Below are 14004 nucleotides of genomic sequence, written 5' to 3' on the forward strand. Positions count from 1 at the left end.
GTTCAAGCAAGCTTGACCGCGGCGCTCGCCTTACGCATTTGTCCTACTTCCTACTGCCTACCTCCTACTTCCTACTTACCTCATACCTCAAAGGGAGCGTTAGCGACCGACCTCACGCCTCAAAGGCGCAACGCGCCGACCTCAGAGCGTAGCGACCTCATAGCCCCTAGATCCTAGCCTCTAGATCCTCTGATGGAGATTGCTTCGCCTTTGGCTCGCAATGACAAATCCAAAACACTGCCTACTGCCTACTGCCTACTTATTATAAATCGCTTCGAGTGCAGCAGCAAGGTACGCAAGCGGAGCGTTCCAATTGATAGCCACTTCGTTCGTCGCATAGCTGCAGCGATCATCGATGTAGGCAAGCGCAGGTTTGTCGGCAGCGGCATAGTTCGGGCACTTCCAATTTTCCTTGCCGTCCAGGTTGATATCCTGCTTGCCCAGGTGCGGGCCACCCACGAGCATTCCCGGCACCGGATCGTCCACCATGTCGGATTCACTTGGGCGGTGGTGCGGGTTGCGCGGGCTCCTATAACCGAAACCGGTCACATAAGTGATATCCTGCGGGTTCTTGCCGAGCAAGTAGTCCAGGCACTGCTGCGCGCCATCCAGGTAGCTCTTGTCCTTGGTAAGCAAGTAAGCATGCACCAGCACAATCCCGTTGTTCGCCATCGCACTATTGCTGCCCCAGTTCCAACTCCACGGGAATGCAGGCAAGCGGTAAGCACTCGTGTCGCCCACGGCACGGAGGTTGTTCGCCTCGTTCAGCACGACCTTCTTTGCGGCATCGACGAGTTCTTTTTCAAAGTCCGCAGAATCCAGCGCAACACGGAAAGCCGCAAGCATGTTCACATTGCCCCACCAGGCACCATCGGGCGTAAACGCATTCGCCTTCAAGTCTTCCTGATATTCCGCTTTCTTAGACGTACGGAAGAGCTCAGCAGCAGCCCAGCGGAATTCGTCCTTGCCGTTCTCGTCGCCGGGCATATAGCTACCCGTCTGCACGTCGTCGGGCTGCTTGTAGAAAGCTTCCGGATTCTTCTTGGCCCAGGCATACGCACTCTCGGCAGCCTTGAGCATCTTGTCGGCATAAGCCTTGTCGATATTCCTGTAAACCACGCTCGCCTGCGCCATCACTGCCGCAAAGTCCAGCGAAGCCGTCACGTTCTTGATAATCGCGTAACGCGGCGCAATATCGTTTTCGGGCAGCACGCTCCCGCCGAACTTCAGCGTAGTCACCTTGTGGTACACGCCACCGTCCTTGTCCTGCATGGTCAGCATCCAGTCCAAGTTGTAGCGTACCTCTTCGAGGAGCTCCGGGTATTTCGGGAATTCGCGCGGGATGTTCCAATGAAGCGAATCCGCATACTTCGGGAAATGTTCATAAATTTCGAGCAAAGTAAACACGGTGATGCCGGAGTTCACGATGTACTTGCCGTAATCGCCCGCATCGTACCAACCGCGCTGCGATTTGATGGTCTTGCCGGCACCCTTGCCGCCCGTCACCTTGTCGGAACCATAGATAACGACCTTGTCATCCTTGTGGCCTGCGGCGCGCGCCCACTTGCCCGCATACTGCGGCTCCAGCGCCATGCTCGCACGCTGGTAGTAGAACCACTTGAGACTCGCCTTCACCAAATCGCCGTAAACATTTTTCCCGACGACAACGGGTGTACCCACGTATTCGCCACTGCGGAAAAGCCGGTAAGTTCCCGGAGTCTTTACAGAAGAAATATCAAAGGTCTGCACTTCCTCACCGCTGTAATCCCAGTCGTACACCAGGGGAGCCTTGAGTTTCAGAACCGTTTTTCCCTTCAGGTCACGGACTTCGAGCCCGTTCGCATCGTTACCGGGGAAAACGACCGTCTTTTCGGCATCGGGATAATAACCCAGCTGGTTCACGAGGGGGCCAGCGAAAGCCGAAGAGGCAGATAAGGAGACCGCCACAAAAGCGGCTGTACAAAAACAAACATTCCAAGACTTATTCATGCCTAGAATATACTTTAAAACGGCCAATTTCGGGCGTAAAGTGCTTCATATTCCGTTTTCAGCGGGAAACAAAAACCCTCCACAAGCTCTTTTTTATATTTAAGAGCAGGAGGAATTTGCCCCATGAACATTGGCATATCCAAAATAGCCCTTTCTCTCGCCTGTTGTGCCCTGCCGTTCACATTTACCGCCTGTGGTGGCGACTCCACATCAGTCGACCCTCAAGACATCGTAGACGACATCGCTCTGTCCAGTTCCGAAGCAGACGACTCCTCCTCTTCGGAAGAAGCGGATTCCAAATCAAAATCGTCTTCTTCCAAGGCTAAAAGTTCCTCCAGCACCGACAAAGAGGCATCTTCCTCTTCTCAAGATTCAAGCTCCAGCAAGGATTCATCTTCTTCTACGAATAAGGAATCATCCTCGTCAAACAAGGAATCATCTTCGTCAGAAAGTTCCTCCTCGACTCAGAGTTCTTCTTCGCAGGACTCAACAAAAACCGAAAGCTCATCTTCCCAGGAATCTTCCTCCAGCGTAAACATCAATGTGACAGCATCCTCCTTCACAGACTCCCGCGACGGCAAGACATACAAGCTGGTCAACATCGGCGGGCAAGTCTGGATGGCCGAAAACTTACAATACGGCGATTCCAGCCTTTATGTTTTCAACGAAGCCAAAGTAGTTTGCCCGGAAGGATTCCACCTGCCCACCCTCAAGGAATTCAGCAAACTCATTGAGTATGTAGGCGGGGCAGATGTCGCCGCGAAGAAACTGAAAAGCACCAGTGGCTGGCCAAACGATTCTTTAGGTAACTGGAACGGCACTGACGATTACGGATTCAATGCCAAACCCGTCGAAAGCGGTGACGGAGCCGGCACCGACGAGAACTTCTGGAGTTCCACAAGAAATTCTAGAGACTACCCTACCGGAAATTTCCTAAAGCTTGACCCCCATCCAAAATCCGAATGGTTCTGCCAGGAAAGAGAGAATGCATCTGCATCACGAGCCTGCCTTGTCCATGGCAAACCAGAGACAAAACTTTCTATCCGTTGCCTAAGCAATAATGAAGAATGTGGCGGAAAAAATATCGACAACACAAAGCAATTCTGCCAAAATGGCGTCGCCTACGACATCTGCCGTCAACGACTATACGACGGCACAAAATACGAATGCAAGAACGACACACTTTACGAAAGATCAAGCGGGACCGTCTTCAAATATTCATGGTTCCTGCTCAACCCGAACAAAACATACGGAACTTTCAAAGACGAAAGAGACGGGCAAATCTATAAGACCATCGATATCGATGGCGTTGTCTGGTTCGCAGAAAATTTGAACTACGCAAGTGCAGGTTCCTTGTGCCCCGGGAATGAAGAAAAATACTGCGACGTTTATGGAAGAATGTACACCATGAAACAAGCTTTAGAAGAAGATACGATCCATCTCGAAAAGAAGCAGGGAATATGTCCTAAAGGAACTCACCTCCCATTTTCACCAGAATACAGTTTGTTATGGGAAAAATACAGTTTCGAGGAACTTTTCGTAGGCTATGCGCCTTTCTTTGAGGATGACGACCACGATGGCGCATTATCTAGATTGACAAACGAAAGCGGCATGAGCATGCTGGAAAATGGAGCCTATAATAGAAATTACAACTCATGGGACGGTATCAACAGACAAACTCGGAACATCGGCTCCAATTTTACACACTACCATTATTACCGCTGGTCAGGCAGTGGAATTCAAGAATTTTATATGTATCCAGATGATGACAACTTCGGTGCCATCCGCTGCGTTGTAGACTAGTCTGCTTTTTTCGTCCTTGTTCTCTTTTTCTCACCAATACAAATACTCGTGTTACCCTTTGAGATTGTCAATCCTCTCTTAAGGGAAATGAGTGTCACCGAGATGAGAATCGCTACAATCACAACGCAGGAAGATCCAAAAATCAACGGATCCTTTATTACATTAGACCATTCTTTTTTTTCCTTCTCCTTTGTGAGAGTATCTATCTTATTGTGAAGCTCATTCGTATCTCTTTTTAGGTTCGCAACCATTAAATTCAAATTAATGGTGTCTTGTTTTAAAGTATCAATCACGTGATTCAATGAATCATTCGCTTTTTTTACTAGAACTAAATCTTTATTATTTATATAAAAATCAAGATCCTTTTTATAGTTTCGATTCTCTTTTTTCAACGATTTATTCAATGAATCTAAACTTTTAATTTTTTTTTATTAAAGAGTCATTTTCAGTTCGCAATCCGCCATTAGTTTGATGTAACCTTTCATTATCTGTTTCAAACTTTTCAATTTTTTTCTCAAATTTTTTTATTTCTGTTTTAAGGTCTTTTATTGTTTGCTCATAATTTATAGAATCCTTCATGCGCTGCGGAGTAAGATGATAACAATCCATCATCTTTAAGCAAAATTCCATAGAAGTCGCATCAACTGGAGTTCCATCAGCCAAAACAACCCCATCAGCGCGACAAGAAATGTTTTTTGGATAAATCAATGTTTCTGCCATTTTTTACCTGTTCCTTTTTGGGGGTGTTTTAGCCCTTATTGGGCGAGATCATTAGCAAGTACTTAATTACAGTACATATTCTATAAGAATATTATAATTATTTTCTTTAATATGCAACAAATAAATTCATATAATTACAAAAACAGGCATAACAATGTTTTGCCTGTTTTTTTTAGTTTATAGCCCTTTAAAGCCTTATTTCTGTTCTTCTTTCTTATTTTCACCAATTGCAACAACGGTCCCGTTCTTAGAGAAAGAGAACCCTTTCTTAAGAGCGATAACCATTATCGCAATGATAAGCACAATCAGCACTGCGCAGCCGCTCGGCGAGGTAAGAGCTGCAACCGGAGACTGGTTGGCTTTCGCTTGTTGGAGCTGGATTGTCAGAGAATCTTTGGCAGCTTCCAGCTGGTCGACTTTTGCGAGCAACGTGGCATTTTCGCTTTTCAGGATTTCGACATCCTTCGCAAGGACGAGCGAATCCTTCTGGAGCTGAATGATGACGTTATGGACGCTATCCGCATGATGTTTTGCCTTCTTGAACATTTCCATGTTCTTGAAGTCGCCTTTCTTGAACGCTGCGGATGCAGTCGTTGCGGTGGTATCGTTGTTTACCTGTTCTGCCATTTTGTTACCTGTACCTTAGGTTGAGTTTAAAATCGGTGATGTAAAGTGTTACTTCTTCAGCCCGAGCAGCTGGAGAATCAGCGAGATAATTATATCGAACAATGACGTCGGCTTGCTTGCCGCCGGCTTTGTCGCACTAGTCTGGGCAGGCTTCTGCGATGCAGGTTGTGCCTTCGGAGCCGCCGACGGTGCGGATTGCGGCGCGGGAGCGGGCTGTGGGGCCGGGGCGGACTCGACCGGCTTCACCGGTTCCGGAGTGGGAGCAGGTTCCGGCGTAGGTTCAGCGACAGGCGCAGCCTCGGGTTTCGCCTCTTCCACGGCAGGCTCAACGCTTGCAGGCGGTTCGGCCAGCTGCGGTTCCGTTGCCGTGGCATCCGGCTTGCTTTCAGGCACGTCGGGAAATTCGTCGGAGCACCTGGAGATGACTGCTTTCAGTGACGGCGTAAACGGCCAGTCAAACTTGTCTTTCCTGACGTTCGTGTGGTAGAACACACCCTTGAACGCCAGCGCTTCTGCATCGGTCGCGAACGGATTATCGTCCGACTTGAAGTTCATCGGAATGTTGTGCTTGCGGCCCAAGTACTTGACGAGAGTGGCCACAGCATCGATCTGGACATCCGTCATCGAGGCGTAGTAGTCGTAACCCCTGTAGCTGTGCTTGGAATAGAATTCCGTCTCGGACACCTTGCAGTATTCGTTCTTGTAAGCGTCAATCAGGTTCTCGCCAGAAAGCTTGAGCGGGCCATAATTCGAAATCTCGATGCCGATGGACTGCTTCGACATGGCGCCGTTGCCACCGACAGCACCGCTCCCGAGATGGTAGCTCCATTCGGTGTCCGGGAACATTTCGTAAATCCTTCCCGAGCGGTCGACAACGTAAGAAACAGACACATGATTGTCCGCCTTAGAGAGTGAACTCGTATCGGACTTGATATAGCCGACGGTAAAGTGCAGGCAAATGCTCTTCTTTACTGTCCTGACATTGTAATAGTAGCTGTTGAAATCTGGACGGATAGAATAAATCTTCACGCCATTCCCGATATCGGTCGTCGCAGTCAGTTTATACTTGACTCCAGACGAATTTGTCAGGTTCGAAAAAAATTCATCTTCGCGTTGCTTGATAGTTTCTGGTCTCACAAAAATCTTCTCCTTGTATAAACTACAATATATATATTTTTTTTACCCTATTCGCATTTATTCTGTTATAAACAATAGCTTAGATGTATTTTTTGGCCAAACAAAACTATTTATTTTCACAACAAAAGAAAAACCCGGCTCCACTTTCATGGAACCGGGATTTTTAATTTCACAAGTAGTTACTGTCTACTTCTTACTACGATGGCTGTTCTTGATCCATTCAGTCTTGTGGACTTCGGGGATGTCGTCGAGCAGGCGGAGCGTATGCGGTTCATCCGTGTTGTCGAGCACCTCGGCAGGGGTACCCTGGTTCACGATCTTACCGTCGTGCATGATGAAGATACGGTCGCTAACGTAGTTGGCAAGGCCGATGTCGTGAGTCACGAACACCACGGTCATCTTGAGCTCGTCTTTCAACTTGCGCAGGTAGTCGAGGATGTTGGCGCGCACGCAGGCGTCCACCATGGAGGTGGCTTCGTCGGCAATCAGCACCTTCGGGCGGAGCGCGAAGATACGGGCCAGCAACATACGCTGCATCTGACCACCGGAAAGTTCGAACGGGTACTTGCCCTCGATATCGGCAGGCGTCACGTTCACGGCCAAGAGGCCTTCGTCCACGCGGCGGCGGACTTCGTCCTTGCTCGGCTTGTCCTTCAGGATGTTCAGGGAATCTTCCAGCTGGCTACGAATCGTAAAGAACTGGTTGAAGCATCCGAACGGGTCCTGGAACACGGACTGCACTTCGTTCCAGTGGGCCTTGAGGTTCGTAATCTTGTGGTCACGGTAGAGGAACTGGCCGCGGGTCGGCTGGTAAAGGCCGAGCATGATCTTTGCGAGCACGGACTTACCGCAGCCCGAGCCACCCACGATGGAGATGAATTCTTCGTCGTAGATATCAAAGGACACGTCGCGGACGGCCGTCTTCAAAGTCTTGCCGGCACCGAAATCCTTGCTGATGCGCTTGGCAGAAAATACAACTGGCTTATTACTGAGCATAATCGCACCTCACGTCACGATCGCCGACAATGCGGAGATTCTGGGTATTCTTCTTACAGTCGGGGCATGCCTTCTTGCAACGCGGGGCGAAGCGGCAACCCACAATCTTGTTCTTGAGGCTCGGAGGAGCACCTTCGATGGCCACCGGATGGCGGGTACGCTGGCTCGCTTCCGTGCTGAGCATGGCGCCCATGAGGGCCTGCGTGTACGGATGGCGCGGATCCTTCACGACCTGTTCTGCAGTACCCTTCTCGACAATTTCACCCGCGTACATGATGGCGATGTTGTCGGCCACGTGGTACAGGAGCGGAAGTTCGTGGGTAATGAAGATCATCGTCGAGAAGATGCCCTTGTCAAGAAGGTCGAAAATCATCTTGATCACTTCCTTCTGCGTGGAAACGTCCAAAGCAGAAGTCGGTTCGTCAGCAATCACCATCTGCGGGTTGAGCAAGGTGGAAATACCAATCACGGAACGCTGGCGTTCACCGGCAGTGAGCTGGATCGGGTAGGAGTCGAGCACGCGCTTCGTGTCCATGCCGAACAAGTCGAAACGTTCGCAAAGGCGGTCGTAAATTTCCTTGTGGTCGAGCTTCTTGCCCGGCTGCTGGTGGGCGGCAATCACGTCGGCAGCGATGTCCTTGATCTTGCGCACCGGGTTCAGGGCGTTGAAGGCGCCCTGCGGAATCATGGAAACCTTCTGGGCGAGCACGTTCGAGCGGACATCCTCGATGGAACGGTTCATGAGCGATTCCATCTTGTTGCCGTTCTTGACGCGCACATCACCGTTCTCGGGATAGAGAGGCGGGATGCACATGCCCATGAGGCCGGAAACGAGGGTGGACTTGCCGCAGCCGGATTCACCGGCGATACCGAGGATTTCGCCCTGCTTCATGGTGAAGGACACGTCGGTCACGGCGTGCGTCTTGTCGCCAAAGCGTCCAAGGTAATAGAGGCTGAGGTTTTCTACTTCAAAAACATTTTCAGACATTTCGTTACCTCTTACTTGCGCAGGCGCGGGTTAAAGACGCCTTCCATGGAAGTATTGATCAGGTAAAGGGCGAACACCGTAAGGGTGATGATAATGGTCGCCGGGAGGAAGGCAATCCAAATGCCGTCCGAAAGGGCGCCTTGGTCCTTGGCCTGGTTCAGGATGATGCCGAGGGACGTGGAATCCAGAGGTCCGAGGCCGATCATGGAGATGGAGGCTTCGGAAAGGATACCGGAAGACACCTGCATGATGAACACCATGAACACGTACGAGAGCAAATACGGAAGCACGTGCTTGATCACGATAGTGAGCGTGGATGCACCGTTGATGCGGGCGAGCGCGATGTGGTCGCGGCTACGCAGGGACGATGCCTGGGCACGCACTGCACGGGCAGACCAGCTCCACGCCGTAAGGCCGATGATAAGGCCGATGAGCGTGAGAGAACGGCCGTCCTTCACAGCAGAGCTGATGAGCACGAGAATCACGAACTGCGGAATCACGATGAAGATGTTCGTGAGCATGTTCAGCACTTCGTCGATCCAGCCACCGCGGAAACCGCCGAACAGGCCGATGAGCACGCCGATGGTCGTCGCGATGACGCCAGCAACGAGGCCCACATAGAGCGAAGAACGAAGACCAGCAATCAGGAGCGACACGTAGTCGCGGCCGAGGTGGTCGGTGCCGAGCAGGTGGTCGCCGCTGGAACCGGCGTACGGGCCAGCCACGATGTCACGGGCGTTGATATCCACATGGTAGAACAACGGTCCGAAAATTGCGATCAACAGCGTGAGAATGAAAATCGAGATACCCACGACGAACATCGGGGACTTGAGAAGGTTTCTTAAAAGCTTAACCATGATTACTTACCTCCCATCTGGAGACCGGCCTTGACACGCGGGTCAAAGACAGCGATCAAAACGTCAACTGCGAAGTTCGCGACGAGCACGCAGGTCGAAATCATCAAGGTACAACCCTGAATGGTCGCGTAGTCGTTCTGCTGGATTGCGGTAAGCATTGCCATACCGAGACCCGGGTAGGAGAAGATCATTTCGGTAATGAGAGCGCCACCCACCATGGTACCCAGCGACTGGGCGAGGCCGGTGAGCTGCGGAAGCATGGCGTTGCGGAACACGTAGCTGATAATCTTGCCTTCACGCAGACCGAGCCACTTGGCGTACTTCATGTAGTCGGTACCGAGTTCGTAAATCGACATGGAGCGCATACCCGTTGCCTGGCCAGAAAGCAGGATCGGGAACACGGAGAAGAACGGGAGCACATAGTAGAACCCGACGCTCTTGATGCAGTTCCAGTTGAACGAGAGTTCCGGAATGTCGGGGCTGTAGGCGCCCATCGCGGGGAACCAGCCCAGCGTGATGGAGAACAGAGCCACCAGAAGCATACCGAACACGAAGAACGGGATACCGTTCAAGAACATGGCGAGCGGGAAGAACACCTTGTCGAAAATGCCGCGCTTGTAAGCAGCGAAGGCACCGAGGAGGTTACCGATAATCCAGCCAAGGAGAATCGTCGGGGCCTGGATGGCGAGCGTCCAAGGCACGGATTCCTTGATGATGTCGGCGACCGGCTTCGGGTACTGGCTGTAAGACAGACCGAGGTCACCCTTGAACACGTTGCCGATGTAGACAAAGAACTGGGAGATGCCGGAGGCGAGCTTCGGATCGTCCTTCGTGACGACCTGATCGATCATGACCGTGTCCTGGCGTTCGACCTGGAACTTTTCCATGACAGCGACCTTTTCGATCTTCTCGACCTTCTTCTTGGTCTTCGGGTCCTTGACCATGACCGGATTACCCTTCTTGTCGAGGACCGGCTTTTCTTCGAACACCGGATTGCCTTCGGCATCGACGGCCTGGCGTTCTTCCATGACCGGGTTGCCATCGGCGTCAGTCACCTTGACAGTCTTGAGCACCGGAGCGCCGTTCTCGTCGAGCTTCGGCACCTTGATGGTCTTCATCTGGCCCTTTTCGTCGACTTCGGGTTCATAGACAACGTTGCCCTGGTCATCGAGTTCGGCCATACCGAAGGCCTTGAGCAGGCCTTCCTTCTTGAGCTTGGCTTCTTCGGGAGAAAGACCCTGTGCGGCCTTACCCATGATAATGTCCACCGGGTTGTTTTCACCCATACGCGGCAGAGTAAAGTTAATCGCGACAGCGACAACAAACGTCAGGAGATACCAGAACGCCTTCTGCAGGACATAGCGTAGCATAGGATATTGTTTAAGCATTTCACGTCCTTCTATTTAGCAAGCTTTAAGTTCCACAGGACCTTCGTACCCGAGGCAATCCACGGCAGCTGCGGCGGAGCGTACGGATTTTCGGCGGTGGGCCAGTTGGTCCACACGCGGTCGCTGAATTCGTAATACTGTTCCGGGAGGTAGGTCAGCGGGATAGACGGCTGGTCCTCCATGAAGATCTTGTTCAGTTCGCGGTAGGCTTCGGCCTTCTTGGCTTCGTCCGTCATGAGCGGAATGAGGCCCAAGAGGCTGTCCACTTCGGGACGGAACTCCGGAGTGCCCGGCTGGTTGTAACGGCCGATGTTGGTACCGGCCCAAGCGCCGAGCGGCTGCCAGTCGCGGCTGGCCATGACTTCGTTGAAACGGCTCCACGGGAGAGACGGAGAAACGTCGGCAGTCGGCTTGTGCATGATGAGGTCGAAGTTACCCGTACCCATCGCAGGCCAGTACTGGCCACCGTCCACGAAACCTTCGCGGATGTCGATACCGGCCTTACGCATGCCTTCGACAGCGATAGTCACGATAGATTCCCAGTCGGTCCAACCGGCAGGAGACGTGATGAAGAGGGTCGGGATCTTTTCGCCCTTGGCGTTGTAAGTACCGATAAGTTCGCCACCGTCGGTGAACTTGGACGAATAACCGGCTTCGGCGAGCATCGACTTGACCTGGTTGATGCGTTGGGCTTCGTCGGTGATACCGAGGTTTACACCCAGCTTCTGGTCTTCGGCGTTGATGTACTTGCCTTCGAGGTTCGTCGGCATGATGAGGCCCGGCTGGAGCGGCGTCGTGTAGTTGGACACGGCGAACATGCGGATAGCCGTATAGTCGATGGCCGTCGCAAGAGCGCGGCGGAAACGCTTGTCATTAAGCGGTTCCTTCATCGTGTTGATCATCATCATCGGCATGGCACCCGGAGCAAAGTACGGAGGGTCGTTGAACCAGGTATGGACACCGGCGCCCTTCTTGTGCCAAATGCGCGGGACAAAGCTCATAGAAGCGTCCAAGGCACCTTCGCGCAGCGCGATCGTGCTGTGGTCGTTGCTCTTGTAAATCGGGTGAACGATGTACTTGGGAGCCGGGAGCTGGCCGTTGTGGAGAGCGGCGTTGCCCCAGTAGTCGTCGCGGCGTTCAAGAATAATCTTGTTTGCAGAATAGTCCTTGATGTTGTACGGACCCGAAACCACCGGGTTCTTGTCCATCATCATCTTCTTGACTTCGTCGAGGCCCTTTTCGGCAATAAGCGGTTCGAAAATGTGGGCCGGGGCGATACGGATAGCCTGGAGCAAGTCGCGCACAGAAAGCGGGTTATTCCTCTGGGCCTTGTTCACGATGAAGGCGAGACGTTCGCCAATCATCTTGCGCTCGCCAGCCGTGTCCTCGGCTGCCGGTTCGGCATATAATGTGTCTACATGGATTGCGGAAATCTGTTCGGCGGTATTGATGGAACCCTTCGTGAACATGAACTTCACGTCGTTCGAGTTCACTTGCTTGCCGTCGCTCCAGGTCGCAGCCGGGTTCAAGTCAACCACGATGCTGTCGTTGTTGGACAGTTCCTCGACCAGGTGGCCAAGGAGGTCCTCAATCTGACCGTTCAGAGTGTTATAAGTAACAAGCGGTTCGTAAACCAGGTTGAAGCGTCCGCCGACAGGCCACGCGGCCATCCAGCTTTCTGCAAGCGGATTAAATGTCGCAGGGGCGCCCCATTGCTGGCCGGACAGGTACAGGGTTTCCTGACGAGGCAAAGCCCCTTCAGCCTGATCACTGCCACCGCACCCTGAAAAAACTGCTCCACTTGCCGAAAGCACTAAAGCCGTTCTGGCAATCGATTTCAATCCAATCATTGTGTCCTCTTTTATAAAGCATTGATATGCTTGTGATTAAAAATTCTTTCGTAATATAGATTTAAAATTTTTCCTTGTTTTTAAGGACCGAAAAAAAACTGTTTACAGCACCCCGAAAGAAAGCGCCTGAACCGCGTAAAAAAGGCAAATTGGGCACAATGTATCCCAAATTTTACAAAAAAGCGTGTCAATCGCCCATTTTTCTCAAGAATAAGAAACGCAATTTCGCCAACCTCTAAGAAGAAGTAGACCTTTCTATATTTCCCTAGCGGACTACGATGAAATCCATATTAAAAACCCTACAGATGGTTTTAACACTTGCGGGAGCATGCCTCGCAAGTGAACCCGCGCAGGAAAACAACCAACAACCCGAACAAGATCCCGAAATTTCCACGTTCCGCAGCCGGCTTTCGCTCCGGTTCCTGACTAACTACAATTTCGTATCTATCCAGAATTCCGCCTACGGCGACCAACCGCTGGAATCGAACCGTCCCCTGAACCTGGGCATCGGATTCGGATACGACAGCCTTTTTACTTTATTCGACAAATCCTGGGACCTGTCACTCGAATTCCGGTACAATCTCCCGTTCACGACATCTGACGGGCATACCAATTCCCATGCATTCGAATCAGGGCTCAACTTTTTCCCGGGCGACTGGTGGATTTCGGGAAACTTGCGCTACTACAGCGGATTCTCGACAAAAATCAAGGACGAGCCCAGGGACAGAATCAAATTCGTAGACATGTCGGTTACCGACATGTATATTTCGGCCCTGTGGATGGCATCTGCCAACGGAAAATTCTCTCCGCGAAGCGCTTACTTTTTGGAACGCCGCCAGAAACATTCCGCAGGGAGCATCATCGTTGGCGGGAGGTTGCAACGAAACATCGCCGAAGACAACGACGGGATACTCCTTTACGAGAACAACCGTCGCGACATCACCACGACCTGGGTAGACATGGGCTACACCTATAGCTTCATTTTCAAGAGAGGTTATTTCTTGAACTTGTGGGGAGTCCTTGGGCTTGCATACGGCCGCATCGTCGCCGAAGACGACAACGTTCTGCTCCCCGAATTCGAGACACGTTCCGCATTCGGTTATCTCGGCGAAAAATGGTCGTGGAACATCGTGCTCAAATCAGGATACTCCATAGTCTTGTATGGCGATTACAACGAGCGGAAATACGTAGGCGCTATCGAAACACTCGGCGTAAGAAGGTTCTAGAAATTACGAAAAAAGTAATTTCAAAAATTTTGCATACAAAAGAAGCGTCCCTTAATAGGGACGCCTCTTTAAATTACTTTGCCTGGCGTCACTTCGTGACGCAGTCCAAGCGGCTCAGTCATGCCGGCAAGCAAGCTTGCCGTCGCGACGTTCGCCTTACTTGGCCTTTTTGCAGCCGCACTTCTTGCAAGCGGGCTTCTTAGCGGCCTTGGCACCCTTGCGCGGGTCACCGGCGTAGACAGCAGCCTTGCCGAGTTCTTCTTCGATGCGGAGGAGGCGGTTGTACTTGCAGACGCGGTCCGTACGAGAGAGGGAACCAGTCTTGATCTGGCCAGCGGCAGTACCGACGGCGAGGTCAGCAATGAAGGTGTCTTCGGTTTCGCCAGAGCGGTGAGAAACGATCGGAGCATAGCCTTCGTTCTG

The 14004-nt window shown here is 51.7% G+C and carries 12 protein-coding genes and 1 pseudogene; 2 read left to right on the forward strand and 11 right to left on the reverse strand.

What is annotated here, in order from left to right:
* Positions 1–255 precede the first annotated feature (255 nt).
* Positions 256–1989, reverse strand: coding sequence for a glycoside hydrolase family 9 protein (locus Q0Y46_RS14205; protein WP_297948359.1), 1734 nt, complete (start codon positions 1987–1989; stop codon positions 256–258).
* Positions 1990–2112: 123 nt separating this feature from the next.
* On the opposite strand from Q0Y46_RS14205, the gene Q0Y46_RS14210 reads away from it, so the two are divergent.
* A complete protein-coding gene (locus Q0Y46_RS14210; protein WP_297948362.1) occupies positions 2113–3792 on the forward strand; it encodes an FISUMP domain-containing protein in 1680 nt (559 codons plus the stop codon).
* Here the strand turns inward: Q0Y46_RS14210 and Q0Y46_RS14215 are convergent.
* The 9 genes from Q0Y46_RS14215 to Q0Y46_RS14255 form a co-directional block, all read right to left on the reverse strand.
* Complete coding sequence (locus Q0Y46_RS14215; protein ID WP_297948366.1) at positions 3789–4196, reverse strand: hypothetical protein; 408 nt, start codon at positions 4194–4196, stop codon at positions 3789–3791. The genes Q0Y46_RS14210 and Q0Y46_RS14215 overlap by 4 nt on opposite strands.
* 13 nt (positions 4197–4209) lie before the next feature.
* The gene (locus Q0Y46_RS14220; RefSeq protein WP_297948369.1) at positions 4210–4512 is read right to left on the reverse strand and encodes a hypothetical protein; all 303 of its coding nucleotides are present in this window, start codon (positions 4510–4512) and stop codon (positions 4210–4212) included.
* Positions 4513–4707: 195 nt separating this feature from the next.
* Complete coding sequence (locus tag Q0Y46_RS14225; RefSeq protein WP_297948372.1) at positions 4708–5139, reverse strand: hypothetical protein; 432 nt, start codon at positions 5137–5139, stop codon at positions 4708–4710.
* Positions 5140–5187: 48 nt separating this feature from the next.
* On the reverse strand, positions 5188–6276 hold the full coding sequence (locus tag Q0Y46_RS14230; RefSeq protein WP_297948375.1) for an N-acetylmuramoyl-L-alanine amidase: 1089 nt from the start codon (positions 6274–6276) through the stop codon (positions 5188–5190).
* Positions 6277–6462: 186 nt separating this feature from the next.
* The gene (locus tag Q0Y46_RS14235) at positions 6463–7272 is read right to left on the reverse strand and encodes a dipeptide/oligopeptide/nickel ABC transporter ATP-binding protein (protein WP_297948378.1); all 810 of its coding nucleotides are present in this window, start codon (positions 7270–7272) and stop codon (positions 6463–6465) included.
* Positions 7262–8260, reverse strand: coding sequence for an ABC transporter ATP-binding protein (locus Q0Y46_RS14240; RefSeq protein WP_297948381.1), 999 nt, complete (start codon positions 8258–8260; stop codon positions 7262–7264). Before Q0Y46_RS14240 ends, Q0Y46_RS14235 begins: the two co-directional genes overlap by 11 nt.
* 11 nt (positions 8261–8271) lie before the next feature.
* The gene (locus Q0Y46_RS14245; protein ID WP_295683961.1) at positions 8272–9117 is read right to left on the reverse strand and encodes an ABC transporter permease; all 846 of its coding nucleotides are present in this window, start codon (positions 9115–9117) and stop codon (positions 8272–8274) included.
* Positions 9118–9119: 2 nt separating this feature from the next.
* Complete coding sequence (locus Q0Y46_RS14250; RefSeq protein ID WP_297948386.1) at positions 9120–10505, reverse strand: ABC transporter permease; 1386 nt, start codon at positions 10503–10505, stop codon at positions 9120–9122.
* 11 nt (positions 10506–10516) lie between these two features.
* Positions 10517–12355, reverse strand: a complete 1839-nt coding sequence (locus Q0Y46_RS14255; RefSeq protein ID WP_297948389.1) for an ABC transporter substrate-binding protein — start codon at positions 12353–12355, stop codon at positions 10517–10519.
* A gap of 305 nt (positions 12356–12660) precedes the next feature.
* On the opposite strand from Q0Y46_RS14255, the gene Q0Y46_RS14260 reads away from it, so the two are divergent.
* Complete coding sequence (locus Q0Y46_RS14260; protein ID WP_295683970.1) at positions 12661–13581, forward strand: DUF4421 family protein; 921 nt, start codon at positions 12661–12663, stop codon at positions 13579–13581.
* 156 nt (positions 13582–13737) lie between these two features.
* On the opposite strand, the pseudogene Q0Y46_RS14265 reads toward Q0Y46_RS14260, so the two are convergent.
* Positions 13738–14004, reverse strand: a pseudogene (locus Q0Y46_RS14265) (phosphopyruvate hydratase); the annotation flags it as partial.

The sequence above is a fragment of the uncultured Fibrobacter sp. genome, assembly GCF_947305105.1.
Lineage (GTDB): Bacteria > Fibrobacterota > Fibrobacteria > Fibrobacterales > Fibrobacteraceae > Fibrobacter.

Bases quoted from the DNA above. Each gene is read 5' to 3' on its own strand.
- Q0Y46_RS14245 (WP_295683961.1), bottom strand. From the start codon at position 9,117: ATGGTTAAGCTTTTAAGAAACCTTCTCAAGTCCCCGATGTTCGTCGTG.
- Q0Y46_RS14240 (WP_297948381.1), bottom strand. From the start codon at position 8,260: ATGTCTGAAAATGTTTTTGAAGTAGAAAACCTCAGCCTCTATTACCTT.
- Q0Y46_RS14260 (WP_295683970.1), top strand. From the start codon at position 12,661: ATGGTTTTAACACTTGCGGGAGCATGCCTCGCAAGTGAACCCGCGCAG.
- Q0Y46_RS14225 (WP_297948372.1), bottom strand. From the start codon at position 5,139: ATGGCAGAACAGGTAAACAACGATACCACCGCAACGACTGCATCCGCA.
- Q0Y46_RS14235 (WP_297948378.1), bottom strand. From the start codon at position 7,272: ATGCTCAGTAATAAGCCAGTTGTATTTTCTGCCAAGCGCATCAGCAAG.
- Q0Y46_RS14220 (WP_297948369.1), bottom strand. From the start codon at position 4,512: ATGGCAGAAACATTGATTTATCCAAAAAACATTTCTTGTCGCGCTGAT.
- Q0Y46_RS14205 (WP_297948359.1), bottom strand. From the start codon at position 1,989: ATGAATAAGTCTTGGAATGTTTGTTTTTGTACAGCCGCTTTTGTGGCG.
- Q0Y46_RS14255 (WP_297948389.1), bottom strand. From the start codon at position 12,355: ATGATTGGATTGAAATCGATTGCCAGAACGGCTTTAGTGCTTTCGGCA.
- Q0Y46_RS14210 (WP_297948362.1), top strand. From the start codon at position 2,113: ATGAACATTGGCATATCCAAAATAGCCCTTTCTCTCGCCTGTTGTGCC.
- Q0Y46_RS14250 (WP_297948386.1), bottom strand. From the start codon at position 10,505: ATGCTTAAACAATATCCTATGCTACGCTATGTCCTGCAGAAGGCGTTC.